General features: G+C 48.2%; 20 protein-coding genes. 12 read left to right on the top strand and 8 right to left on the bottom strand.

Features of this window, described 5'->3' with window-relative positions; translation table 11 throughout:
• Positions 1-104: 104 nt before the first annotated feature.
• Positions 105-1,406, top strand: coding sequence for a hypothetical protein (locus RIG68_RS03575; protein ID WP_350118643.1), 1,302 nt, complete (start codon positions 105-107; stop codon positions 1,404-1,406).
• A gap of 61 nt (positions 1,407-1,467) precedes the next feature.
• Here the strand turns inward: RIG68_RS03575 and RIG68_RS03580 are convergent, their stop codons facing one another.
• From RIG68_RS03580 to RIG68_RS03590, 3 genes are read right to left on the bottom strand one after another with little or no spacing between them, the layout of a single operon-like run.
• On the bottom strand, positions 1,468-2,064 hold the full coding sequence (locus RIG68_RS03580; RefSeq protein ID WP_350118646.1) for a hypothetical protein: 597 nt from the start codon (positions 2,062-2,064) through the stop codon (positions 1,468-1,470).
• 4 nt (positions 2,065-2,068) lie between these two features.
• Positions 2,069-4,087, bottom strand: coding sequence for an alpha amylase C-terminal domain-containing protein (locus RIG68_RS03585; protein WP_350118649.1), 2,019 nt, complete (start codon positions 4,085-4,087; stop codon positions 2,069-2,071).
• Between the two features lie 14 nt (positions 4,088-4,101).
• A complete protein-coding gene (locus tag RIG68_RS03590; RefSeq protein WP_350118652.1) occupies positions 4,102-4,923 on the bottom strand; it encodes an SDR family oxidoreductase in 822 nt (273 codons plus the stop codon).
• Between the two features lie 158 nt (positions 4,924-5,081).
• On the opposite strand from RIG68_RS03590, the gene RIG68_RS03595 reads away from it, so the two are divergent.
• The 5 genes from RIG68_RS03595 (at position 5,082) to RIG68_RS03615 (ending at position 9,880) form a co-directional block, all read left to right on the top strand.
• A complete protein-coding gene (locus tag RIG68_RS03595; protein WP_350118655.1) occupies positions 5,082-6,731 on the top strand; it encodes a S41 family peptidase in 1,650 nt (549 codons plus the stop codon).
• Between the two features lie 82 nt (positions 6,732-6,813).
• On the top strand, positions 6,814-7,380 hold the full coding sequence (locus tag RIG68_RS03600) for an RNA polymerase sigma factor (protein WP_350118658.1): 567 nt from the start codon (positions 6,814-6,816) through the stop codon (positions 7,378-7,380).
• A gap of 4 nt (positions 7,381-7,384) precedes the next feature.
• Complete coding sequence (locus tag RIG68_RS03605; protein WP_350118661.1) at positions 7,385-8,173, top strand: HEAT repeat domain-containing protein; 789 nt, start codon at positions 7,385-7,387, stop codon at positions 8,171-8,173.
• 11 nt (positions 8,174-8,184) lie between these two features.
• The gene (locus tag RIG68_RS03610) at positions 8,185-9,051 is read left to right on the top strand and encodes a DUF4097 family beta strand repeat-containing protein (protein WP_350118664.1); all 867 of its coding nucleotides are present in this window, start codon (positions 8,185-8,187) and stop codon (positions 9,049-9,051) included.
• Between the two features lie 7 nt (positions 9,052-9,058).
• A complete protein-coding gene (locus RIG68_RS03615) occupies positions 9,059-9,880 on the top strand; it encodes a DUF4097 family beta strand repeat-containing protein (RefSeq protein ID WP_350118667.1) in 822 nt (273 codons plus the stop codon).
• A 66-nt stretch (positions 9,881-9,946) separates the two neighbouring features.
• Here RIG68_RS03615 and RIG68_RS03620 read toward each other — a convergent pair whose 3' ends face one another.
• Entirely contained in the window at positions 9,947-10,822 is an 876-nt protein-coding gene (locus RIG68_RS03620; RefSeq protein WP_350118670.1) for an AraC family transcriptional regulator, read from the bottom strand.
• A gap of 204 nt (positions 10,823-11,026) precedes the next feature.
• Here RIG68_RS03620 and RIG68_RS03625 point away from each other — a divergent pair, with 204 nt between their 5' ends.
• The 4 genes from RIG68_RS03625 to RIG68_RS03640 all read left to right on the top strand — a co-directional run bounded on the left by RIG68_RS03625 (position 11,027) and on the right by RIG68_RS03640 (position 16,314).
• Positions 11,027-12,202, top strand: a complete 1,176-nt coding sequence (locus tag RIG68_RS03625) for a sialidase family protein (RefSeq protein WP_350118673.1) — start codon at positions 11,027-11,029, stop codon at positions 12,200-12,202.
• A 10-nt stretch (positions 12,203-12,212) separates the two neighbouring features.
• A complete protein-coding gene (locus RIG68_RS03630; protein WP_350118676.1) occupies positions 12,213-13,610 on the top strand; it encodes a DUF3748 domain-containing protein in 1,398 nt (465 codons plus the stop codon).
• 17 nt (positions 13,611-13,627) lie between these two features.
• Positions 13,628-14,572: a dihydrodipicolinate synthase family protein gene (locus RIG68_RS03635; protein ID WP_350118679.1), complete on the top strand. Its 945-nt coding sequence runs from the start codon at positions 13,628-13,630 to the stop codon at positions 14,570-14,572.
• Between the two features lie 251 nt (positions 14,573-14,823).
• Positions 14,824-16,314 carry a sodium:solute symporter family protein gene (locus RIG68_RS03640; protein WP_350118682.1) on the top strand — a complete coding sequence of 497 codons (1,491 nt, stop codon included), beginning with the start codon at positions 14,824-14,826 and terminating at the stop codon, positions 16,312-16,314.
• 198 nt (positions 16,315-16,512) lie between these two features.
• Here RIG68_RS03640 and RIG68_RS03645 read toward each other — a convergent pair whose 3' ends face one another.
• Positions 16,513-17,010, bottom strand: a complete 498-nt coding sequence (locus RIG68_RS03645; protein WP_350118685.1) for an SRPBCC family protein — start codon at positions 17,008-17,010, stop codon at positions 16,513-16,515.
• Between the two features lie 178 nt (positions 17,011-17,188).
• Between RIG68_RS03645 and RIG68_RS03650 the strand changes: the two genes are divergently transcribed.
• Positions 17,189-18,460, top strand: coding sequence for a hypothetical protein (locus RIG68_RS03650; protein WP_350118688.1), 1,272 nt, complete (start codon positions 17,189-17,191; stop codon positions 18,458-18,460).
• A gap of 296 nt (positions 18,461-18,756) precedes the next feature.
• Positions 18,757-20,034, top strand: a complete 1,278-nt coding sequence (locus RIG68_RS03655) for a hypothetical protein (RefSeq protein ID WP_350118690.1) — start codon at positions 18,757-18,759, stop codon at positions 20,032-20,034.
• 125 nt (positions 20,035-20,159) lie between these two features.
• On the opposite strand, the gene RIG68_RS03660 is transcribed toward RIG68_RS03655, so the two are convergent.
• The 3 genes from RIG68_RS03660 to RIG68_RS03670 all read right to left on the bottom strand — a co-directional run bounded on the left by RIG68_RS03660 (position 20,160) and on the right by RIG68_RS03670 (position 25,565).
• Positions 20,160-21,341 (bottom strand): THUMP-like domain-containing protein, encoded by a 1,182-nt coding sequence (locus RIG68_RS03660; protein WP_350118693.1) that lies wholly within the window; start codon positions 21,339-21,341, stop codon positions 20,160-20,162.
• Positions 21,338-22,330, bottom strand: a complete 993-nt coding sequence (locus RIG68_RS03665) for an aspartate-semialdehyde dehydrogenase (protein WP_350118696.1) — start codon at positions 22,328-22,330, stop codon at positions 21,338-21,340. The genes RIG68_RS03660 and RIG68_RS03665 overlap by 4 nt, the downstream gene beginning before the upstream one ends.
• Before the next feature lie 475 nt (positions 22,331-22,805).
• Complete coding sequence (locus tag RIG68_RS03670; RefSeq protein ID WP_350118699.1) at positions 22,806-25,565, bottom strand: T9SS type A sorting domain-containing protein; 2,760 nt, start codon at positions 25,563-25,565, stop codon at positions 22,806-22,808.
• Positions 25,566-26,094 lie beyond the last annotated feature (529 nt).

Here is a 26,094-nt window from a genome sequence, read left to right on the forward strand (position 1 = left end):
CACGCCCACTTTCCGCTTAAATAGGGTTACTACCGTACAAGTTTGGAAATGAGCGCCTGTAGGATTAAATTATATTACACATCACCTACAAATCATTTCCTGCTATGACTACCAAAGCCCTCCTGCTGCTCTTCTTTTTTCTTTGCTGTGCCCGATTAAGTGCCCAACCCGGATGGATTTGGCCAGAAGATTCGACCAAAGCTGCCAAAGCAAAGGAGTACTATGCGCTTTATTCCGACCTGTCGAAGCTGGGCAATTCTGAGGAAGCACTACCCTACCTTGAATGGCTGCTTGCGGAAGTGGCGAACCTGAACGTGGGCCTTTACATCGGTGCTGCCAAAACCTACGAAGACCTGGCAGAAAAAGCGGAGGACGCAGCAGCTAAGGCATCTTATCAGGAACATGTATTGACCATCTACGACAAACGCATTGAGTACTTCAACCATGAGGGAGACGTGCTCAACCGCAAAGCATTTTCAGCCTACAAGTTCTACAAGGACAACAAAGCGAAATACCCGGAACTGATTGAATTGCTTGATAAGGCAAACAGCCTCAATGGAGTGGCTGCATTCGACAATAACCTCATCGCTTTTATGGATGTGCTGAAGAGATCAAAATTGACTGGAGGAGGGATTTCCGACGAAAAGGTGCTAGAGTACTATGACGGGATCAGCGAAATTCTTGAGGCAAAGATTGCCAGGGAACCTTCAGAGTGGCTGCTTAAAATACAAGAAACCATTGACCAGATTCTCATCGAGATTGTTCCGCTGGATTGCAGTTTTGTAGAAAATACCCTGGGAAGTAAATTGAAAGAAGATCCCTCGAACCTGAAGATGGCAAAGAAGGTTTTTCATCTTTTGCTCACTGGCAAGTGCACCGACAGTCCTCTCTTCTTTGAATCCGCCAAAATCATCCAGGACGAAGCTCCATCCTATGGTTTTGCCAGAATTCTGGCGGCAAAAAGAGCTGCTGACGATGATCATGAAGCTGCGCTAAGATACTACAACGAGGCGCTAAGCCTCACCGATGAAAATGACAAAAAGGCTGAGACGTCGCTGGACATTGCCAGGATTTATGCAGCTCAGGAACAAAAGGCGATGGCTCGAACGCATGCGAGAAAAGCGCTCGGGTACCAGGAGGAAATGCCTGAAGCCTACAACCTGATCGGCAACCTTTACTACCATAGCTATGAGGATTGCCGTGAAGGCGTAAGCCGGGTGAAAGACAGGGCGGTGTTCATTGCGGCTTACGACATGTACCGCAAAGCGGGCAATGCAAAAGGCATGGAAGAGGCAAAAAGCCAGTTCCCTTCTATTGGGGAAATTTTCGAAGAAGGAATGCAGGAAGGAGATAAAATAACCCTGAGCTGCTGGGTAAAAGAAAGTGTCGTATTGCAGAAAAGATAGTCAACATCATTCTTATCGTCTTCTACAACAGGCGAGTGGTTGTGGATTTCCGTAACCTCAATTATTCCTTTCTTTCAATAAGGTTAGTTGAATCTTCGCCAACTTGTCGCCTTCTTTCATTAAACACTTCTGTCAGCGCTTGTCTAGCTTCTTCAGTCAAGTCAAGTTTACTAGTCCTCACGAGTTCTTGCTCACTCAACTTCTCAAACTTAGTTTTATAAAACTTTACCGCCTTATCGAATGAGCCCACTCTTTTCTCGTTCGAAATCCCCGCAGTCTCTTTAAGCCATTGGATAAGAATTGGCCTTCGGAAAAGTGCAAGGACGAAAAAAAGAGCCAGAGAATAGAGCTGAATACCAGGTGTGATACCTGTTCCAAAACTCGAAAAGGCAATAGTTAAATTGATAAAGTACAAAAACGAAGCAATGTTTAACATCCCGAAGAAAAGAAGAATTACAAGTGACGGCAATAGAAAACTTCTTTTCAAATAGGCAATTATCGTTACCGCCGATAGCCCGATGAATCCAATCGCATCTGACACATATAGGGAATAACCGGTCATCAAGGCAATAGAAAAGCTTAACAGCATACCTGCCCAGAGTAGAACGATGATTACATCTTCAACCGAAGCCTTCTCCCAAAAAGACTTTTCTGACATAGATTTATTTTTTCTTCATCACCAGACACACCCTCGCCGGTAAATATACACTCAGAAAGTGTTCTCCATACAGGTTCACTGTTGGGTAGGTCATCTTGTCGTCTACTCTTCCGAAGCCTCCGAACTTGGCGTGGTCGCTGTTGAGCACGATTTTGTAGTCACCACCCTGCGGCACTTTGAACCTATAGTCGGGCACTGAGTTTTGCCCATGAAAGTTGAAAAGGAAAATCAGGTTTTTCCGCTCAAAAATGATGACCTTATTGGTATCATCCATATTAAGTTGCTGAGCTGGCAAGCTGTCCGGAATAGCCTCCGCAGTAGCCAGGTGCACCATGGCTTCGTCAAAACTGTTGAGGTATTGGTAACGCAGATCGGCATGATCCACAAGGCTCCACTGCCTGCGGGCATATTTGTAGCTCCAGCCATTGCCCTCCCTCGGGAAGTCGACCCACTCAGGGTGCCCAAACTCATTGCCAATAAAAGTCAGGTAGCCTTCACCGCCCAAAGACAGGGTAAACAATCGTAGCATTTTGTGCAGCGCAATGCCCCTGTCGATGATCAGACTTGGAAGCTCCTTGTGCATGTGGGTGTACATTTCCTTGTCCATTAGCCAAAAAGCCAGCGACTTATCACCCACAAGGGCCTGGTCGTGCGACTCGGCATAGGCGATATTTTTCTCCCCAAACCGTCTGTTTTGCAGCGTACTCCACATCTCATGGATATTCCACTCTTCATCGGTCTTGTGCTTCAGCAACTTGATCCAATAGTCGGGAATGCCCATGGCCAGCCGATAGTCAAAACCAAGGCCTCCTTCTTTGGTGGGTCGGCACAGGCCCGGCATGCCACTCATGTCTTCGGCGATGGAGATAGTGCCTTTTTTGGAATGAATGATTTCGTTGGCCAACTGTAGGTAGGTGAGTACATCCCAGTCGACGCCGGCAGCGAAATATTTGTCGTAATGATCGAAACTTACGTTGCCATGGTGAAAATACAGCATGGAAGTAATGCCATCGAAGCGGTACCCATCAAAATGAAACTCCTCCAGCCAATATTTCACGTTCGATAACAAAAACTGCTTCACCTCCCATTTGCCGTAGTTGAATAGCATGGAATCCCACTGTTCGTGAAAGCCCCTGCTCCCCTCGTGAAAATATTGGGTTTGCGTGCCATCGAGCTTGTTGAGTCCTTCGGCAATATTCTTCACAGCATGAGAATGCACAATGTCCATGATAACTGCTATGCCCATCTCATGTGCTTTGTTCACCAGATAGCGCAAGTCGTCCGGTGTGCCAAATCGGCTGGTGGGTGCAAAATAATTGCTGACATGGTAGCCAAAGGAGCCGTAGTAGGGATGCTCCTGCACCGCCATCATTTGTATGGTGTTATATCCCAGCTTCTTGATTCTTGGCAAGGTAAGCTCGGCAAACTCCCTGTAGGTGCCTACTCCCTCCTTTTCCTGCGCCATACCCACATGGCACTCATAAATGATGGGGCATTTGCTGGCGGCTACGGAGGAAAACTTTGTGTCCGACCATTTGAATTTTTTTGCTGGCTTATAAACGCAAGCAGAGAAATCATAAGTGGTAGGATCTTGTACCACGTAGGTGGCGTAGGCTGGAATCCGATCCATTTCGCCAGCTTCAGACTTTACGTGCACTTTGAACTTGGTGCCGTCCTGGAATTTCTCGCCCTTCTTCTCTTCAGCAATGAAAATCTCCCAAATGCCTTCCTTGTTTTTCTTCAGCTTGTGTGCCTCTCTGTCCCACCCATTAAAGTCGCCCACCACAGAAAGCGCATGGGCGGCAGGCGCCCACTCACGATACCACCAGCCGTTGGCCTTGTCGTCGTAGGTAAGGCCAAAATACTCGTAGGCCGAGGCAAATTGATCCAAAGAGCCGGAAGCTTTTTTGATATCCCCCATGGCTGCATTGAACCTTTCGATCCTATTACTCACCTCTTCAGCATAAGGTTCCAGCCAGGGGTCATTTTTAACAAGTATCGGAGTGGTAGTCTTTTTGGCCATAGTTGCGGGGTGTTTTAAATAAAGAAGTCAGGCATGAGGTTGGCAGAAGGGTCGACAGCATAACCAGCGAGATCGGTAATGCCCTCCGCCTTCAACACTTCATCGTCAATATAGAAATTGCCGGTGGCTTCTGATGACTTTCTCCTTAAAATATAATAAGCAGCGTCGGCCAGTATCTCCGGTTTCCTCGATTGATTCACCATCTGATCACCTCCCAGCAGGTTCTGCACGGCAGCGGTGGCGATGGTTGTTCGGGGCCACAAAGCGTTAACAGCAATATTATCCTTTTTGAACTCCTTGGCCATGCCCAGCACACACATGCTCATGCCAAACTTGGCCATGGTGTAGGCTACGTGAGGCGCAAACCAGTGAGCCTCCATATTCAGCGGCGGCGACATATTCATGATGTGTGGGTTCTCTGCCTTCTTTAGGTAGGGAATGCACGTCTTTGACATCAAAAAAGTGCCCCTGGTATTCACCTGATGCATGAGGTCGTATCGCTTCATTTCGGTGGCCAGCGTTGGTGTAAGGCTAATGGCACTGGCATTGTTAATCAGTATATCAATCCCGCCAAACGTCTCCACTGCCTTCTCCACAGCGGCCTGCACCTGGTCTTCGAAACGGATGTCGACCATCAACGGCAAAGCCTTACCTCCCGCCTGTTCGATTTCCTCGGCTGCGGTATAGATCGTGCCTGGCAGCTTCGGATGTGGTTCGGTTGTTTTGGCTGCGATTACAATATTGGCACCTTCACTGGCCAATTTTTTGCCGATGGCAAGGCCAATTCCTCTGCTGGCACCGGTGATAAAAACTGTTTTATTCTTAAAATATGTCATATATTTATGGGTTCGATCTGCATCATTTAGAAAGGGGTAACGTTATTGTTTAAATTAAGGGAATTATTCATAATTTAAGAATGATTGTATAGAATAACTCCGCAACGTTGCTTCAATAAATAATTCGTTCAAGTAGACGCTCGCAAAACGCCCGCACAATGAGTAAATTTCAAAGACGCCTCTTTATACCTACGCTGCTAGTACTGGCCATCGGCTGGTTTGGTTTTTCCAGCTACAGCGACAAATTTTTTCAAATAGCCAAGAACCTCGATTTGTTTGCTTCCATCTACAAGGAAATCAACACCTACTATGTGGACGATGTGAACCCTAACAGGTTGATCAAAACAGGTATTGATGCGATGCTGGAAAGCCTCGACCCCTATACCGTATATATTCCAGAAGACGACATAGAAGACTTCCGCACAATGACAACAGGTGAATACGGGGGCATAGGTGCAAGCACAGAATTCCTTGAAGGACACCACACCATCATCATGCTACAGGAAGGTTACCCTGCTCACAAAGCGGGCTTGCAAATAGGGGATCAAATCCTGAGCATCAATGGCATTGAAGTTGAGCAAAAAGAAACCTTCGATTTGGGCAAGCTGCTCAAAGGGCAATCCAGAACAAACTTCGGCATCACCGTTAACCGATACGGCAAAAAGGAGCCAATGGTGTTTCAGGTGGACCGTGAGAAAATCACCATCGACAATGTGTACTACTCAGGCATGGTGAATGACAATATTGGCCTGATCAAGTTAACTGAGTTTACCACACATGCCGGGGACGAAGTGAAAAAGGCGGTGATCAAATTGAAGAAAGAAGGTGCCACTTCCATTATTCTTGACTTAAGGGACAACCCGGGCGGGCTGCTGCACGAGGCAGTTAATATTTCGAATATTTTTCTTCCAAAGGGCAAAAAAGTAGTTGACACAAAAGGCAAAATCACCGACCTGAACAGGACTTATAAAACACTGGATGAGCCGGTGGACACTCAAATCCCATTGGCCATTCTTACCAACGGAGGCAGTGCGTCCGCTTCCGAAATTGTGGCTGGCGTTATCCAGGACTTCGACAGAGGAGTACTGATTGGGGAAAAGACTTTTGGAAAAGGACTTGTACAATCCACCCGCCCGCTGAGCTACAATGCACAACTTAAAGTAACCACTGCCAAATACTATATCCCAAGCGGTAGATGTATTCAGGCGTTGGACTATGCCCACCGCAATGCCGATGGAACGGTCAATAAGCTGCCTGATTCTTTGAAAGTAGCATTCAAAACTGGAAATGGCCGGGTGGTTTATGATGGCGATGGACTGGATCCTGATGTGGTGGTTGAGGTAGAAGACTATCCAAGCATCGCACTTGTGCTATCTTCCAAAGGGTATCTATTCCAGTATGCCACGCTTTACCATTACCAGCATCCACAAATTTCGGCCGCCAGAGAGTTTCAGCTGAGCGACGCCGACTACAACGATTTTCTGAGTTGGGTTCGTAAAAAGGAGCTTTCTTACGAAACTTCCGTGGACAGGGCTTATCGTCACCTGCTTGCCGCAGCCAAGAGAGACAAGACCTACGCCAGCCTTGAAGACCAACTCGGATCCCTGGAAGAAAAAATCAATGCCCTGAAAGAAAAAGACCTCACCAAGTTCAAAGACGACATCAAAGGGCTGTTGGAGCAGGAGATCATTACCCGCTACTACCTGCAGAAAGGCCTCATTGAAGTGACCTTCCCCGACGATCCGGATATTCAAAAAGCCATTCAGGTGCTGAATAACCCTGCTGAATACAAAAGAATTTTAGGCTGAAAAACTTTTTAGGTAATTCTATGTAACCTTTCTCTCCGACCAAGGTTTTCCCGCCGAACATGAATCGATAACCCCAGGTGGTTTGAATGCTTTGGACGACAACTCGCTCATGCTGAAAGTCAAGGCCGGCGATCTTGACAAGATGGCTTTGCTGTATGAGCGACACAACAGAAATCTTTTTGGCTTTTTTTATAAGCTAACCGGCAGCGGATCGTTGAGCGAAGACCTTGTGCACAATGTCTTCTACCGAATGCTCAAGTACCGCTACACCTTTACGGAGGACACCTCCGGCAGTCATCGGTTTACTGCCTGGATGTATCACCTGGCAAGGAATGTAAACGCCGACCATTACAAAAAACAAAAGAAGGTTTCCTACACCGACGACATGGAGCCCTGGGAAAGAAAGCTCAAGGTGGATGAGAATGCGCATTCTCAAATGGCCAAATCGCAAGACCTGGAGCTTTTGCAAAAAGCGATCAAACACCTGGCGCCTGAAAAACAGGAGATGCTCATCCTCACAAAATATCAGGGGATGAAGTACGAGCAGGTGGCTGACATCTTCGGAATCACTGAAGGGGCAGTAAAGGTGCGGATGCACAGGGTGCTGCAGGAATTGCGAGAGGTTTATTTAAAGCTGGAAAACGTATAACATCATGAGCCAGGAACAACTAAAAGAAAAATGGATGGACTACCTCAATGGGTCCATCACTTCACAGGAGTGGGAGGCGATCAGCAGCCACGCCGACAAGGCCCAGTTGGAAGAGCTTGAAGGCCTTGAGAAAATCTGGCTGGCCATGGATGAGCTACCTGCGGCACCAGAGCCGGAGCCTACCATGGACGAGCGTTTTTACGCCACCCTGAGTGAGTTCCGTAAAGAGGCAACAGCGCCAAAAGGGACAGTAAACTGGGCCGGTATTCTGGAAGTCTTGTCGTGGCGAAGGCTGGCACTTGGCATGCTCATTTTCGTTGTCGGGGGTGGTTTTGGATACGTGCTATCACCTTCCGGTGAGTACAAACAAGAAATCAGCTCTCTTTCCAGCGAAATGAAAGACATGAAGGAAATGATGATGCTGACATTGCTTGAGAAACCAGCCGTTCAGGACCGGTTGAGGGCTGTAAGCTTATCGTCGGAGCTTCCCGAGGCAGACAGCAGGGTTATCGAAGCACTTGTTCAAACATTGAATACCGATGAAAATGTGAATGTGCGAATGGTCACCGTGGAGGCTTTGGCGAGGTTCGGGCGCTATCCCGAAGTGCGGCAAGCTTTGGTGAGCTCCATCAGCAGGCAGTCGTCGCCCATGGTGCAGATTGCCCTGGCGGAGGCCATGGTAGCGCTCAACGAAAAAGGAGCGGTAGAGGCCCTCAAGGGGCTTTTAGAGAAAGATGACCTGAATGACATTGTGCGACAAAAAGTACAACAGAGCATTGAGGTATTGACTTAAATACTAATCAAATGAAGAATCTATTGTTAATCATATTCCTGATTGGCTGCTTCGGCTATGCCCGGGCAACTGAAACGGAAAAAATCAAAATTGAGAAAACGCTGAAGTTTGCTACGCCTTCGCCTGATAATGTGCTTGAGATTTATAACATCAATGGATCCCTGCAAATTGAAGGCTACGACGGGCAGGAAATCATGGTCACCACGGAGCTAACAATTTCAGGAAAGACGCAAGCGCTTCTAGACAAAGGAAAGAGTGAAATGAGCCTCGGTATTTTAGAGGACGACTCAGCTCTGGTGCTTTACAACAAGGCGCCATTCATCCACAACGAAAGGATTGAAGGCCCATGTAACTGCCATTGGAATTGGAGCAAAGACGTCGATTATAAATTCAGCTTTGACTTCAAAGTGAAGGTGCCGAGAGGCGTGAATCTGCACGTGCGAACGGTGAACGACGGCTTTATTGCCATCGACGGCATGAACAGCAACGTATCGGCGCATCATGTCAATGGTGATGTTACCCTCACACAAATGGGGGGAAGCGTGGAAGCAAGAACCATTAACGGAGAGCTGCTGGTGCGGCATACTAAGGCTCCGGTGGGTGGCAACAGCTACTATTCACTCAATGGTGACGTAAATGTGTACTATCCGGGTGAGCCCGATGCCGACATTACCTTCAAAAGCTTCAATGGCTCTTTCTATACAGATATGGAAAGACTGGAAGTAATGCCACCCGCATGGACCAAAGAGGTGACTGAGAAAAATGGCAGCACCAGGTACAAGCTAACCCAGAAAAACAATATTAAGGTGGGCAAGGGCGGCAATCTGCTGGCCTTCGAAACTTTCAACGGAGATATTTATGTCAAAAAATCAAAATAATTGGACAATGAAAAAGTTAATCAAATTATCATTTATCGGGCTGTTAGCAGCGGCCATTTCCCTCCCAGCCAAAGCGCAGGAGGGAAACAAAGAAACCATTGCCATTCCTCTTTCTTCGCCTGGTGAAAAAGGCAAGCTTGAGGTAGGCCTGGTCAACGGATCCATAAATGTATCAGCTTACGATGGCAAGGACGTAATCATTGAGGCAGTATCCGGTGGTGGGAAAAGTGACGACCGGGGCGTGGTAACACCCTCTGGCATGAAACGCATCAGCAGCAACCCCATGGAGCTGGAGGCAACCGAGAAAGGCAACACCGTAAAAGTTTCCACTAACTCCTGGGCAGTTACGATGACGTTGAACATCAAAGTGCCGAAAAACTTTGACCTCAAACTGTCAACAGTGAACGATGGCGACATTGACGTGAAAGGGGTTGCCGGCGCCCACGAGATCAGCAATGTGAATGGAGAAATTACGATGACCCAAGTAGGCGGATCAACTGTATTGAATACGGTCAACGGCGACATCAAAGTGACACTTGAAAGTGTAAACCCTGAAGCTCAAATGGCTTTTACCACCCTAAACGGTGACGTGGATGTGACATTCCCGGCAGCTGTGAAGGCCACAGCCAAAATGCGCTCTGACCGGGGAGACATCTTCAGCGACTTCGATATGGTGATAGAGAAGTCGGCACCAAAAGTGGACAAGTCTTCGTCCAATGGGGTATACAAAGTATCTATCGAAGACTGGGTATTTGGCAAAATCAATGGCGGCGGAAAGGAATACCTTTTCAAAACTATGCAGGGCGACGTGTATATCAGAAAGAAGTAATAGAGGCAGAAGCAGAACGAAAGCCCGGAGCCGTCAAGATGCCGGGCTTTTTTGTGAAAGATGGCGTTAACCCTCCGCCAGGTATTTCTTTTTATACTCAAAAGGCGTCATGCCAGTCACCTTTTTGAAATGCCGGTAAAAATTGGAGACGTTGTTGAAGCCACACTCAAAGCAGATCACCTCGGTGGGCAGCTTGTCCTCTACAATCGCCCGGCACACATTGGAGATTCGTATCTCAGTAAGGAAATCAGAAAAGGTTTTCTTAGTCATCGTTTTGAAATACCTGCAAAAGGAGGTGAGGCTCAGGTTGGCCAGCGAAGCCACCTCCTCCAGGGTGATTTTCTCCTTGTAGTGTGCCAGCACGTAAGAGTAAATTTTTTCCAGCCGCACCATCTCTGACTCGCTGGACAGGTGGCTGAAGGCGTAGGCTGGTGCGATGGTCTCGAATTCGTCAGTTTCTGACAGCACTTTGAGAATGGATAGCAGGTAGATCACCTTGTCGAGGCTTTCGGCATGAGCGGCATCGTCCAATAGTTCAATCAGTCTTGCCTTGCTTTCCCCGTGAATCTTGAGCCCCTTCTTCGCTTTCTCAAAAAGCCTCGGAATAAGGTAGGCTTCCGGCAACGAAAGGAAGTCCTTTCCGAAGCAAGTTGGGTGGAAATGTAGCACATAGGCCTCCACCTGCACATTTTCATCCCCGGCGAAATACGCTTCTTTGCAGCGCCATGTGTGAGGCAGGTTTTGCCCTAAAAAGACCATGTCACCACTGCCAAAGTTACTCACATTGTCGCCAATGTATTGTGTTCCTTCTCCCCTCACGATATAGTGCAGTTCGAGCTCGGGATGGTAGTGCCACAAGGTACCAAAGTTGGGCCGGCTATCGTGTCTGATGCTAAAGGAGTCCTCAGCGCCAATGGGTACTTTGTGAAAATGGGGTTTCATAAATACTATGCTGCTCGTTGCTTGCCAAACGATGGCGGACAGACTATTAAGTATAAAGTTGTCACTTTTTAGCAGACTTAAAACATCAATATGTCAAAATCATACAATTTATTGGTAAAAGCAGACAGTGGTTGATCGATTTAAAGACTGATCTTCGTAAGCGTACACTTTCCTTTTGTAAAAGGCGACTAGCAACACTGAAAGATGCACCGAATTAGCACAGTAATTCTCTTTGTTCTCATATGTAGTTTGGTGACAGCCCAGGCACCTGATGTATCGAGGGTGCCTGGCGTTGTTGTCGCTCATAGTCCCGCTTCATCGGGAAAATACATCGGCTCCCCGAGCCTGGCGGTGCTGCCAAATGGTGACTACCTTGCCTCTCACGACTTTTTTGGCCCCAACTCCAATGAGCATGTGAAAGCAGATTCAAGGATCTACCGGTCAACTAACCGTGGCAAGTCGTGGGAGTTTGTGACAGAAATTCACGGAGCCTTTTGGTCGAAGCTCTTTGTAAGTGAAGGAAAACTCTATTTCATTGGCACCGACAGGCACCACGGCCATACCATTATCAGAACATCGACTGACAACGGCACCACATGGACCGAACCGGTCGACAACCAAACCGGCCTGCTGCTGGAAGGCGAGTACCACAATGCCCCCGTTCCCGTGATTGAACACAATGGTCGGCTGTGGAAAGGCATGGAAAGCGCTATGGGCCCGGTCAAACAATGGGGCAAGCGTTATGGCGCCTTTATGATGTCGATTCCTGTAGGGCAAGATCCACTGGTGGCCGACAACTGGACGTTTAGCAATACTCTATACTACGACTCTACTTACCTCGAAGGTAATTTTGGAGGCTGGCTGGAAGGCAACGTGGTGGTGTCGCCCGAAGGAAAAATACTGGACATACTGCGGGTCGACGACCGCTCCACACTGGAAGAAAAAGCTGCTTTTATTTCAATCAGCGACGATGGAAAGGTAGCCACGTTTGATGAAACAACTGGCTTTGTTCCTTTTCCCGGGGGAAGCAAAAAGTTCGCCATCAGGTTTGACCCAGAAAGTCAATTATACTGGACAATTGCGAATGATGTGCCCGATGAACTAAAAGCTGCCAACCAGGGGAAGAACCCGGCCAGCTTAAGAAATACTCAGGTGCTCTTCAGTTCTGAAAATCTGCACGACTGGACATTGAGGAAAGTCCTCCTTCAACATGAAGACCCGGTGAAACATGGTTTCCAGTATGTCGACTGGCAGTTTGACGGTAAAGACATCATCTTCCTCTCCAGAACAGCTTATGACGATGGACTGGGAGGGGCACACAGAAGCCACGACGCCAACTTCCTGACCTTCCATCGGATAAAGAAATTTGGAAAAAAATGATTGCTACCCAATGAAAGCCAAGAGACGGAGCCGGTTATCTTTCCTGGGCGTAGCTTTATCGCTGGCAGCCTGTGGGCCGTCCAAAATACCCAAAACCACAATGATCCTGAAAGAATACCAACTCACCTCCGATGCCAGGGGCCACTTTCTAAACCAGCGGCAGGCTTTCTCACCTGACGATCAGTGGCTGGTGTATGACAACCGCAATGACGATGCGCAAATAGGGCTGAACACATCAGTTGAAATGGTCAATGTGTCCACCGGAGAGCAAAAACTGGTGTACAAAGCACCAGTTTCGAACGACTATGGTCCCGGCGTTGGAGCCGCTGCCTTCAGCCCGAAGCATAACGAAGTCATTTTCATTCACGGCCTGGGCAACTACGATGCAGCGAAACCCTATGGTGTCACCCGGCGTACGGGACTGGCTGTTGATCTTACCGCCAACAACCTACCGAGTAGAAAAGACGCTCGTGATGTACTTCCGCCCTTTACTCCCGGTGCCCTGCGGGGCGGTACCCATGCGCATAGCTATAGCGGAGACGGCCGATGGATCAGCTTTACGTATAACGACGATGTGATAGCAGAGCTGTCCAAAACAGATTCCACGAAAAAAGACCTGAGGAATATCGGCGTCATGATCGACAAGGGGCCGGTGGCAGTAGCAAGTGAAACCGCTGAAAGCTTTGGTGGTACCATGTTTTCAGTGATCGTCAGCGAAACCACCGAAACTCCCCGGCCAGGCAGCGACGAAATAGAAAAAGCCTACGAAGAAGGCTGGGTGGGGACGAATGGTTATGTAAAAGCCGACGGCAGTCGAGTTGAAAAGGCACTGGCGTTTTTAGGCGACACCAGAGCCGCCAATGGCCAGCTGGTGGCGGAAGTTTTCATTGTCGATCTCGATACTGATCTCACCAAATCCGATCCGGAGAGGCCATTGGAAGGAACTACCACCTCACGACCCTTTCCCCCGGCAGGCGTCCGACAAAGAAGGCTCACCTACACCGCCGACCGAAAGTACCCCGGCGTTCAAGGTCCACGGCAATGGGTGCGCAGCCTGCCCGATGGCTCACTAATTTTCTTTCCTATGAAAGATACGGACGGCGTAGTGCAGGTGTTTGCTGTGTCGCCAAATGGCTGTGAAATAAGCCAAATCACGCACAATGGCTTTTCCCTTGACACCTCGTTCAGCATCAGTGCCGACGGAAAATATTTGGCCTACGGCTACAACCAGGACGTGTACCTCACCAATATTCAAACAGACGAAACCTCGAAGGTATCTCCAGAAAGAAACTATGAGAGCACTGACCTGAACAACATCAACTGGTCGAACGAAGGGCATGTGCTGGCTTACAATCGAAAGGTAATAACACCCGAAGGTGCATTCTATCAGGTTTTCATTTTGAAGTAAATTTTGATAACAACTATATGACTGGCAACAAACAACTAAAGCAACCCGTCACCGGTATCATCCCACCCATGGTGACGCCTTTGCTCGAAGACATGAGCCTTGACTTAGAAGGATTAAATAAGCTTGTGGACTATTTGATTGGGGGTGGTGTCAGCGGGTTGTTCATACTGGGCTCCACCGGTGAATCGACAAGCCTTAGCTATGCGGTAAGGCATCAGCTGATCAAAGAAACTTGTAAGGCAGCGAACGGCAGAGTGGCTGTGCTGGTGGGCATTACCGACACCTCGTTGACCGAGAGCCTCAGTCTGGCGGAAACAGCACATGCGGCCGGTGCCTCGGCAGTAGTAGCCGCACCGCCCTACTATTTCAATCTAAACCAAAAGGAGCTCTTCAATTACTACGAAAAGCTAGCAGGAAGCCTAACCCTGCCGCTCTTCCTCTACAATATGCCTGGCCTGTGTAAGGTACATATCGAGGTGAGCACTGCCATCAGACTCTCTGAACATCCCAATATTATCGGCCTCAAAGACAGCTCCGCTAACTCGGTTTATTTCCAGTCGCTGTATCAATCGCTGCGAGGAAAATCTGACTTCACTTTGTTGGTAGGGCCGGAGGAAGCCATGGCCGAGTCGGTGTTGATGGGAGGCCACGGCGGAGTGAGCGGAGGAGCAAATATGTTTCCGAAGCTGTTTGTAAAACTTTATCAAGCTGCGGCACAAAAGGATTTTGCCACAGTTGCGGACCTCCAGGGCATCGTTATGGGCATCAGCAACAGCCTTTATGGTGTGGGCATGTATAGCTCCAGCTACCTCAAAAGCATCAAAACGGCCTTATCCCTGATGAACATTTGCTATAGCCACATGGCCCCGCCACTAGCAGCCTTCGACGCCGCTGATACAAAACATGTGACGCCTATCATCGAACAGTTTAAATTGACCCTTGAGAAAAGAGGTTTGCTTTGATTTTGACTAGAAACGAGAATACATCAATCATCACCAGGAACGTCATTGCGGAAATTTTCTACGGATTTTTTTCCTATCTGAAGAAAAATTATCCCAGACGGGCAGTCCGCAATCTCAGTCGGTATATTATGAGATTCCGGATAATCAAAGCCCCTTTTGAAAGCTGGGCTTTGATTTCCGGAATGACGGTCTTCTTATATCGAATTCACGTTCTATTGAATAATCCCACGCTTAACTAACACCTACCTACCATGGACTTGCCAATTATTGATCTGGCCATCTTCTTCCTTTACATGCTGCTGATCATCGGCTTCGGCATCTCGTTTTCGTTTCGCAAACGAACCGCCGAAGACTACACCCTGGGCGGCGGCAGGCTACCCGCCTGGGCGATTGGCATGTCCATCTTCGCTACGTTTGTCAGCAGTATCAGCTTTTTGGCGTTGCCAGGCAACGCCTACATGGGCAACTGGAACGGCTTTGTCTTCAGCCTTTCCATCCCTTTGGCAGCCATAGTAGCTGTAAAGTATTTCGTGCCTCTTTACCGAAAACTGCAAAGCGAGTCTGCGTACTACTATCTGGAGCAACGCTTCGGCCCCTGGGCTGGCACCTACGCTTCCGTTTGCTACCTCCTCACGCAACTGGCCCGCATGGGTGCTATTATGTACCTGCTGGCCCTACCCATGAATGCCCTGCTTGGTTGGAGCATTCCCCTGATCATTGTGGTGACAGGTATCAGCGTGATTGTATACGCCTCACTTGGTGGATTTGAGGCGGTAGTCTGGACGGACGCCATCCAGGGTATCATTCTCATTGGCGGTGCGCTAGCCAGTCTGCTGGTGATCATGTTTTCCATGCCCGAAGGACCGGGCCAGGTGTTCACCATTGCCTCCGAAGCTAACAAATTCAGCCTGGGCAGCTTCGACTTCGACTTTACCACCTCCACTTTCTGGCTGCTGCTGATTTATGGCCTGTTCATCAACCTGCAGAACTTTGGCATCGACCAGAACTATGTGCAGCGCTACCTCAGTGCCCGCACGCAAAAAGAAGCCGAGAAATCAACCTGGCTGGGGAGCTTGTTGTATGTGCCGGTATCGCTGCTTTTCTTTTTTATCGGCACAGCCCTGTTTGCTTACTACCAGGCCCAGCCTGAGCTATTGCCCGCCGATTTGCAAAGCGCAGGCGATAAGGTATTCCCGTATTTTATTGTCACCGGCTTACCGACGGGCCTAACCGGCCTGCTGATCGCTTCCATCTTTGCAGCGGGTATGAGCACAGTCTCTACCAGCATCAATAGTTCCGGCACCGTTATTCTGTCCGACTTCTACAAAAAGTTCTTCAATAGAACACCCAACCAAAAAGAGTCTATGCAGGTATTGCGCAACGCCTCATTTGCCATGGGTGGCAGCAGCATTTTTGTGGCCCTGGCCCTCAATGGCGTCACCAGTGCGCTTGATGCGTGGTGGGCCTTGTCGTCCGTCTTCAGCGGTGGTGTGCTAGGCCTCTTCCTTTTGGGTGTGATCTCCAAAAGAGCCAAAAGTGTGCATGCGGCTATTGGTGTGGTAGTAGGTGTGCTCGTGATCCTGTGGCTGAGCCTGTCACCCGTATTCTTCACCTCCGACGGCTGGCTGGCATTCAAAAGCCCCTTCCATGCCAACCTCACCATCATTTTGAGTACGACGGCGATCTTTTGTGTAGGGTTTGGGCTTTCAGCTTTGCTTCAGGGTAAAAATAGTAAGGCCTGAGATCGCAGTTTTTTGGATCAATCTGTATTTCTGGGGTGTTGAATGTTTCGTGTGTGGCTAAATAAAAAAGCAAAACTGGTTCAATGCGTCTCGCCCGGCCGGGTTAGGCTTGGACCTTTTGCTTTTTTATGACCACTCGAGATGTTGGGGTTGGAAGGTAATCCCCCATATTTTTCAATTGATCCAGTTTTTTGATTTTTACATATTGAGCACAATGCGCCACTTATCAGACTCAGCATATTCCTTAATAGCCAAATTCCGTTGCTTCAAAAGGTTCTGCATATACCTCTTAAGCACAATCGAGTCAAATACTTTCCCAAGGATGCCAAGTGGCGAATCATAATCAAAACAGTCCCGCATTTCAGTTTTCCCATCAACATCCCTGAAGTGGTGTTCATGACGGAATCTCTTGAAAGCACCCTCCACCATCTCGTCCACAAAGAAATTCGGTGATTCAAATTCCGTGACCTTTGTCGTCAGTGTTTGCCTGATGCCAAAGTGCCTTGCCCTCCAGGTCACAGTTTCACCCAAACCAATAAGGCCCGAAGTTACGCCCGCTATCGCTTCCTCGCCCGTTTGACTGGTGGATATCTTATGCAGATCGATACTTCTCGAAAGATCAAAACACCTCTCAATAGGAGCGGCAATTACCATCTTTATCTGAATAATTGGCATAACAGTTTTCCAGGTCGTCAACAATTTAAGGTTTTCTGGGCATGTCTTCACTCATGACCACTGCACTTCACACCCGGCATCACCGCCCACGACCGGAAAGTGGTCGGCAAAAAAATCGTATAATAAAACCAAAAAAACAGCTTACTCAAGGCAAAATTATATCATGCTAGCTATTATTGACCTTTCAATATGAAGTTACATGAAAAAGCTACAACTATTCCTGATTCTATCAGTTTTGTCATTTCCACTTTTCAGTCAAAAAAACTTTACTGAAGGCTTTATCGTCACTCTGGCCGGAGACACCATAACAGGCAAAATCAACGAGAAGGATTTTTATCTCAACTTCTCTCAATGCCAGTTCAAGGCCGACCAGGGAGATCAAGTGGTAAAGTATGCGCCAGGAGAGATTGCCGGCTTTAGTATTGAAGGCCTTAATTTTTTTATTTCTGAGAGTATCACGGAAGTAGATCCGGATCGTCCTATGAAGTTCATAGAAGTACTTGTGATAGGACAAACATCACTATATAGATATAAGGACCTTTTCATCTTCAAAAAGGACACGCTCTCCTACCTCGTATTAGAGGCCCTGCCAGTGATAAAAGATCAGAACGGCTTTGATACGAATACTAAAGCCAATCTGGTCCACCTTGGCATTCTAAACTACCTTTTTCAGGACTGCCCGGAGATTGACCTCTCCCCATCGAGAACGAATATCAATCGGGGTAAACTAATTAGCTTGACTAAGCAGTATAACGCCTGCAGGGGATCAGACTACGAAGTGGTTTTCAAGAAGAAGTTTGCCAAACTAGCCCCTTCTGTCTATACCGATTTTGGCCAGATGCAAATGCGATTTGACTACTCGAGCAACGAAAATGGGGATGAATCACTTTTAGGGAGTGGGCCTCTGAAAAAAACTATTCATCAAACCGGTTTTGCGATTGGTATTCTGCTTCCCCGAATTAGTGAGCGATTGATGATAGAATTGGGGGTCAACTTCTCGCACTTCGATTATTCTTTTAGCTACGATGTTCCCTACAATCTCGGAGGTGGCAACATTGGAGAGGCATCAAATGAAGTGACCATCGACGGGAAAATGACTAAAATCCCACTAGTGGCTCACTATGAACTTTTTTCAAAAAGTAGAATCACGCCATATGTCCGTGCGGGTGTAATTGTCAGATCAATACAGTATGCAGAGAGCATTGGAAGAAGTCGATATTTTCAATACGAGAGCTATTATAAGGAAGATTACTACGATTTTGAGCCCGCAATTATCCTGCCTGGCTTTCTCGGAGCCATTGGACTGGAAGGAAGGCTCGGCAAACACATAGGCATTTTTGGCCAGGTGCAGGCAAATATATTTGGCGACAGGGCCCAGTATAATAATATTGATAAAAGCGGAGAGCTCAACTTAAGTTTCAAAATGATAAGGCAAGACTATCTCGTAGGCTTTGGCATTCGGGTGCGTTAATCACTCATCCCTTATTTGCATCGGCTGGGTAGACTTGTGCATGCCTTATTTCTATCTCTCACCGTGCTATGATGTGAGTCTTTACATGCAATCATTTTGAATACTTTTCAGACGCATAATTAGTTAAGCGAACAGGCCTGTCAGGTCTTCACCAAACGATCTGGCATACAACTCCTGAAGCGCTTTCGGGAAGGCCACCTACCAAAAGAATACATCAAAAAAAGCAACAAGTAATCATGAAGAGGGGATTATATTGCCTTCTGTTAACTATTATTGGCACTTCAGTTCACAATTACATGAAAAAGCTACAACTATTCCTGATTCTATCAACTCTGTCATTTCCACTTTTCAGTCAAAAAAACTTTACTGAAGGCTTTATCGTCACTCTGGCCGGAGACACCATAACAGGCAAAATCAATGAAAAGGATTTTTATCTCAACTTCTCTCAATGCCAGTTCAAAGCCGATCAGGAAGATCAAGTGATAAAGTATGCACCGGGAGAGATAGCAGGCTTTAGCATCGAGGGCCTCAACTATTTTATCTCTGAAAGCATTACGGAGGTAGATCCTGATCGCCCCATGAAGTTCATAGAAGTGCTTGTGACAGGCCGAACCTCGCTATATAAATACAAGGAACACTTCATCTTCAAGAAGGACACGCTCCAGTATATGGTAATTGAAAGTGCGCCCATGATAAGAGAACAGAACGGTGTCTATACCAATGCCAAGGCTAACCTTGTGCATTTCGGCATTCTCACCTACCTGTTTCAGGACTGCCCGGAGATTGAGCTATCGCCATCGAAAACCAATATCAATCGTGATAAACTTATTAGTCTGACCAAACAATACAACACCTGCCGAGGATCAGACTACGAGGTAGTCTTCAAAAAGAAACCAATAGCCAGGCTTGCGCCTTCTGTGTACACCGACTTTGGCCAGATGAAGCTAGCATTCGATTATTCAGGTAACACCACTGGGGACGAAACCTTGCTAGGCAGTGGCCCTATAGAAAGTTCGATTCGCCAAACCGGTTTTGCCATCGGTATATTACTTCCGAGAATTAGCGATAGATTGATGGTAGAGGTAGGAATGAACTTCTCGCAATTTGACTATTCGTTTTTGCATAACGTACCATATGTTTTCCCTAATGGAAACATTGCAGAAGCAGTAAACGAAGTGACTATCGATGGAAAAATGACAAAAATCCCGCTAGTGATTCACTATCAACTATTCTCGAAAAGTAAAATCACACCCTATATCCGAGCGGGCATGATCCTTAGATCAATGAAATACGGGGCCAGTGCCGGAAGAAAACGGTACGTACAATATGAAGGCTACTACGAAGAAGACTATTACGAATTTGAGTCGGCAAATCTACAGCCTGGTTTTCTGGCAGCCGCTGGGCTTGAAGGAAAGCTAGGAAGGCATATAGGTATTTTTGGCCAGCTTCAGTTCAACACTTTCGGGGATGCGGCCCGATATGACAATAATGAAGAAGGCCGAAGCCGACAAGTTCTTAACTTCAAAATGAAAAGAAATGACTATCTGATAGGTTTTGGCATTAGGGTTCGATAGCCCGCCACGGCTGGACTGGCTTGTCAGGATTTGACTGTGGTGTCTCGCCGCTTGATTCCGGTCCTCGGGTGTGTCTTCACACCCGTTCACAAATCACCGTTCCAGAGTGTGTCTTCACACCCAACCTAATTCACCCTCTCCGCCACCACCAACACCTTCCCACTCCCCACCGTTACTCCCATCACAAAACCCTCCTCACCCTCCTTCAGCTTCAGGCGCTTTTGCAGCTCCGCCGCTTCCAGGGGAAAGTTTTTGCTCATCACATGGGCTTTGGCAAAAGGCAGCTTCAGGCTCTTTAATTCTTTCGAAGAAAAAGGCAACACCTCCAGCACCCGGAAGGTCCTGCCGGGGAAGTCGGGCACCAGCGTGGCCGACGTATATAAATGTGTATTGGGGTGCAGCTTCTTCAGCCCATAGCGGGCCGCCACGGTTTTGTAAGCGCCCGATTTGGTTATGGCCACGTTGGGGTCGTAAATATAGGCCTCCGGTTCACCGAAACTCACTCCAGCCGATGCCTCCTCTTCCAGGCTAAAGCGCAGCACAGTTTCCTTCCCTCCCTGCACCTGCCAGGCTTCTATCTCCACCGGCCTGTCGCTATTGTCACACACAAACAGCACCTCCTTGCATTCGTTGTTCACAGCCAGCACCAATACCTTGCTCACGCTGCCCAGGTCACGAATGCCCTGCTGAATGTCGATCATCGGCGATGCCTTGATCAGCACGGTGGTGGCCCTTTTCAGCAACTCCGGCATCAGCTCCACCACATCCGGTGTGCTGTCGCTAAAGCCAATCGCTCGCTTAGCGCCAACCCGGCGGTCGGGGTCGATATAAATAAGGTCGAAAGAATCTTTGTTGGTGGCCAAAAATGCCTCAGCGGTGCTTTGCACCACCTGCAAATGCTGAGCGCCCAGCACCCCAAAATTGTGCCTGGCCAGCGCACACCTTTCGGCGTCGGCCTCCACATACACCCCTTGTTCAAAAGACTGGGAGAAAAAAAACGTGTCCACGCCCGTGCCTCCGGTCAGGTCGGCAAAGGACTGGCCCGCCCAGCGGGCCGCTTTGAACCGGGCCGTCGTTTCCGACGAGCACTGCTCCAGCGCTACGCCATGGGGAAAAATAATGCCATCCCGGCCAAGCCAGGATGGCAATTTGTCTTTGGCCTTTTGTCGGGCCTTTAATTGAGATGCCAGCAGGGAAGCACTCACGCCCCCCGGCAGGTTCTTCTGCAAAGCAAGCTTCGCCGGACTGTCCGTAGCATGGGCCTTCAAAAAAGCCTGAACGTCCGGTTGGCTCAGCGCATCAATCAAAATACCAGATTGGCTCCCACCAGATACTCGGCAATTTGCACAGCGTTCGTTGCCGCCCCCTTGCGCAGGTTGTCCGCCACTATCCACATATTGATCGTGTTCGCCTGCGACTCGTCCCTGCGGATGCGGCCTACAAACACCTCGTCTTTGTTGTGCGCCCAAATCGGCATCGGGTAAATATTCTTCGACGGATCGTCCTGCAGCACCACACCCGGGGTATTGCTCATCAGGTCACGCACCTCGGCCAGGTCAAAGTCCTTAAGGAACTCCACGTTCACTGCCTCGCTGTGGCCGCCTACCGTAGGCACCCGCACCGTGGTGGCCGTCACCTTAATGCTGTCGTCGCCCATAATTTTGGTCGTTTCCTTCACCATCTTCATCTCCTCTTTGGTGTAGCCATTTTCGAGGAACACGTCAATGTGCGGCAGCACATTCATATCTATCTGGTGAGGGTATACCTTCGGCTCCGATTTTCCGGCCCGCTCGGCCATCATCTGGTCCACGGCTTTTACGCCCGTGCCCGTCACTGACTGGTATGTACTCACCACCACTCGTTTTATTCCGTATTTCTTATGCAAAGGCGCCAGCACCATCACCATCTGAATGGTGGAGCAGTTGGGGTTGGCAATAATGCGGTCGTCGATGCGCAGCGTGCTGCCATTGATCTCCGGCACCACCAGCTTTTTGGTAGGATCCATCCTCCAGGCCGACGAGTTGTCGATCACGATTGTGCCTGCCGCCTCAAACTTAGGCGCCCACTCCAGCGACGTGCTGCCACCGGCCGAAAAAATAGCGATATCCGGTTTTATGTCCACCGCCGTTTGCATGCCAATCACGCTGTACTGTTTACCCTTGTATTTTATTTGGGTGCCGACACTGCGTTCCGACGCTACCAGGTACAACTCATCAAAGTGGAAGTTCCTTTCTTCCAGCACTTTCAACATCTCGGAGCCCACAAGCCCTGTGGCCCCTACTACCGCTAATTTCATGATAATTGTTTTTGAATACTGAGGTGCAAAAGTAAAAGAAATCATTAAAGCCCAGCGAGTTTGGGTCATGATAATGAGAGAATGGTAGGGGGATTTTTTGATGTGGGCGTGTCTACGGAGCAATAGAAAGGCCGTCCACCTACCAAAGCCCCCATAACACACCGTCACTTCGATTCCGACGAAGGAGGGAGCCGACGTGGAACGGAGTCCCCCGACCTGGCAGCAGGCTGTACAGAGGTAGCCGGTCGTCTCAATCGGCAGGCTGCACATCACTAAGGGCCACGCTCCCAACCGCATTTCGACTGGCACGCCCACTTACCCGGGTTTTATATGCCATACCTACGGCACTCACTGAACATTTGCAGAAGGTCAGAGGTTTTTACCGGCATTCCGTCCCTACGGGCCTCTTCTTCTGCGAAACTCCATTACGCTGCGGTAAACCCCCGGTTAGTCATGTGTCAACAAAAAAACTGAGTTAGTCTACGATCAGTCTGGATTCGACGGTCTGTCCGGACTCAAGTTCCGCTCTGACTATATAAGCCCCCTGGTGCACACCATTTAATCTAACCAAATAGTCTGAATTGCTGGTTTTCTCAAACCTGACATTTCGCACCCTGGCTCCATTAAGGCTGAAAACAGTCACTCGTAGAATCTTCTCCATGGACGAAATGCTGAAGCTTTCCGCTGCTGGGTTAGGGAAAACGGAAACTGCCGACTGTTTCTCCCTATCAAATATGCCCAATGCATCATCCACAGATTGAACATTGAGTGTAATTTCGAACGGACCGACCGTAGTCAGCGGGTCGCTCACCTCGAACTCAATTTGGGTAGTGCCAAAGTAGTTGCTGGCCAGGGATAGCATGCCGCTTGAGCCTACTTCAAAGTGCTCATTGTCGAAAACGGTTATTGAAGCCTCATCGTCAAGATCAACTATGGTGATATAGTCGAACAGATTGAAGGTAGTGTCTTCATTTACGGTGATTGTTGGTTCATAGCTGACGACTGGCTCGAAGTTCTCTGCGCTCAACATGGCAAGGCTGTAGGCCGGTAAGCCTTCAATGCTTTTAAACCGTCCCATTGCCAAAACCCTGTTTCCCGAAAGTAAATGGGTTTTATTGACGCTGTATTCCAAAGCGTCTGGCGACACATTAAAAAGCCAGCGCTCGTTAACAGAGCCATCAAGACTTGATCCTGCCAAATCATTCACTGCTACGTTGTTCAGCTTCTTGAAATTTCCGCTTAAAAGTACCGTGCTATCATTAATTGCCAGCAGATGGCGATTGTCGGATAAACCAGGAGAATAAAAAGTAGAAAGGCCAGTCTCGATTATATCGCCGGTTTGCAGGTCATATTTATAAACAACATTACCATCGTCGGAGCCCCCATGGGTTAGCTTACCAGAATTGTAAAGGGCGTCTCCTATTTTCACAATATCGTTAGGGCTAAAGTCTATGGAGTCTTGGCGGAGATAGTTTTGATTGTAGTTTCCATTTTTATCCATTGCCCATAAAAAAGCTGCAACATTGTTTACCGCCCCGCTCATGGCAAAATTATCCTGGTCTATGGTGCAAAGGCTAAAAACCTGAGCGGCTACACCGGGAAACAAGCTGGTGATGAAGTCAGAAATCAACACACCGGATTTATCCACAGCCTGCACATAATTTGAAAATTGCCCACAAAAAATGATCCGGTCGTCCATCAGTATAAAATCTTTCAGAAAGACTTCACTTCCCAGCGAAAAAAGATGGACAACAAAGGACTCGTCCAGAACTCCTGCATCGCTCATTCTTAACAGAGGAACTTTTGGTTGACCAAGAATATTTCGAAACATTCCGCCCAGGTAGATGTCTCCGTTCTGGTCAATCTCCAGCTTTTCAACAACATCGTCAACAGCCAATGGGTTATTGCTGTTGAACACCTGATCAGGTTGGCCTGAGGCGTTGAGCCTTGCAAGGTTCTTCACTTCTATGTTATCGACGTGGGTGAAACTGCCTCCAATAATGATGTCCCCGCCGTCAAGCTCAACAGCAGTGTTGACTACTCCGGCACCAAAAAGGCGCTCGTTTCCTGAGACGGATGTATCAACCGTGCCGCTTCCGTCAAAAGCAAGGAAAGTATACAGCACGCCCTCATAAGTGGCACCAAAGTCCATGGAATAAATAAAACGACCGTTTCCATAACTAAGAGTGTGCTGGGAAAGAAAGTTCTCGCTCAATACTATTTTAGAAAACTCCGAAGAAAGCGTGCCGTCGAGCTCAACCCCAACAATGGCAGTCTGCTGCAAGGTGTCTCTGACAATGACAGCCACTCTGTTGAGAGTGGGGTCAAATGCTGCGTCGAACACTTTTTGGAAGGCCTCGGCGTCAATCACGGTCGACAGAGCGGTTCCTGAAAACGAGGGGTCGACGTTTCCATTTTGATCAAGAAGCGCCAGACCATATGGATAAGACACGTCATTTATCATGTCAAACCGGCCGGCTAGCAAAATTCGCTTATCCGGCAGAAGGGTAAACTTTGTTTGCGACTCACTGAATGTCAACAAATTGAAAGTGTCATCCTTTTCACCATTGGTCTGTAGTTTAATCATATTGGTCGTTACCCCATTGTGGGTAATGTCTCCCAATAGTAAAATATTATTACCCGAATCAATCTGGACGTCATAGGCATGGCCGGTGAACTCAAATGGGATGAACTCGGGATCGACATTGCCGTTTTCGAAAGTTTTGAACACTCCCCGGGAGCTTCCGGTCATCGCAACCACCAGATATCCATCCTGAAATGCTTTGAGGTAATCTATTTGGAAATACTGAAGGGGCACTGGAATTTCTCTTTTCACATGTCCAATGCTGTCAATCACAGTCACTACCCTGGGCGTGGTGTGAGTACCCACGACGAGGTCTGAATTTTGCCCTGGCTCTACCCATGCGTGTTTGCCGCTGGAGAGTTCCGGATTCAGATAGATCGAAATTAAATCGTCGCTAAGCGAAAAACTCTGATCGATACTTCCATCGATATTTAGTCTTACTATGCCCTTGACGACGGCCTGGCCTGCGAAGGCATAGTCGCCATACAGCACCAATTTGCCGTCATTTTGGATCACATGACCAGTAGTTCGGGCATTCCCTTTTAATTTTGGTGCAAAGTCGGTAAGCACATACTGGGCTCGAAGTGGCTGAAGGGCGACAACAATAAGAGCAAAAGACAAAGCTACTGAACGAATATTTTCACTTAGCATATATTACTATTAGTTGAACAATGATAAGTTATTTTTTTGCCGACACAAACCCTAATTCAAAGTAGGACAGATTTCCTTGCTTAAGGACAAAGGTAATGCGCAACCGAGGGGGTGGGTGTTGCGCAACCCACAAAAAACCAGCAAAGCCAGGCCTTTTGTCTGTGTTTATTAACCAAGGTTTTCATATGGCCATACTTCACTGGCACATCACTTCGAGCCTTCAAAGGGAGCCTTGCCGGCAAAGCTGCTGATCTGCTGAGGCATCCATAACAGCCGTCATTTCGAAACGTAGCCACCGATGACTATCGGGGCGAAGTGAGAAATCCCCATGACTTACATGAGGACTGATGCAGTTCCTTATCCGGTTCAGTGCCATTACCCAGGGGATCCCGTTCCGGCTTCGGGTTCCACGTCGGCTCGCTCTCCCGATAGCTATCGGGATCGCAATCGGGATGACGTTGGTGTGGGTAGGGTGGAGATATCCCAGCCTGAATTGTATATGCCGTACCTACGGCACTCGCAGGAGATT

It is taken from the genome of Imperialibacter sp. (genome assembly GCF_040222385.1).
Taxonomy (GTDB): Bacteria; Bacteroidota; Bacteroidia; order Cytophagales; family Cyclobacteriaceae; genus Imperialibacter.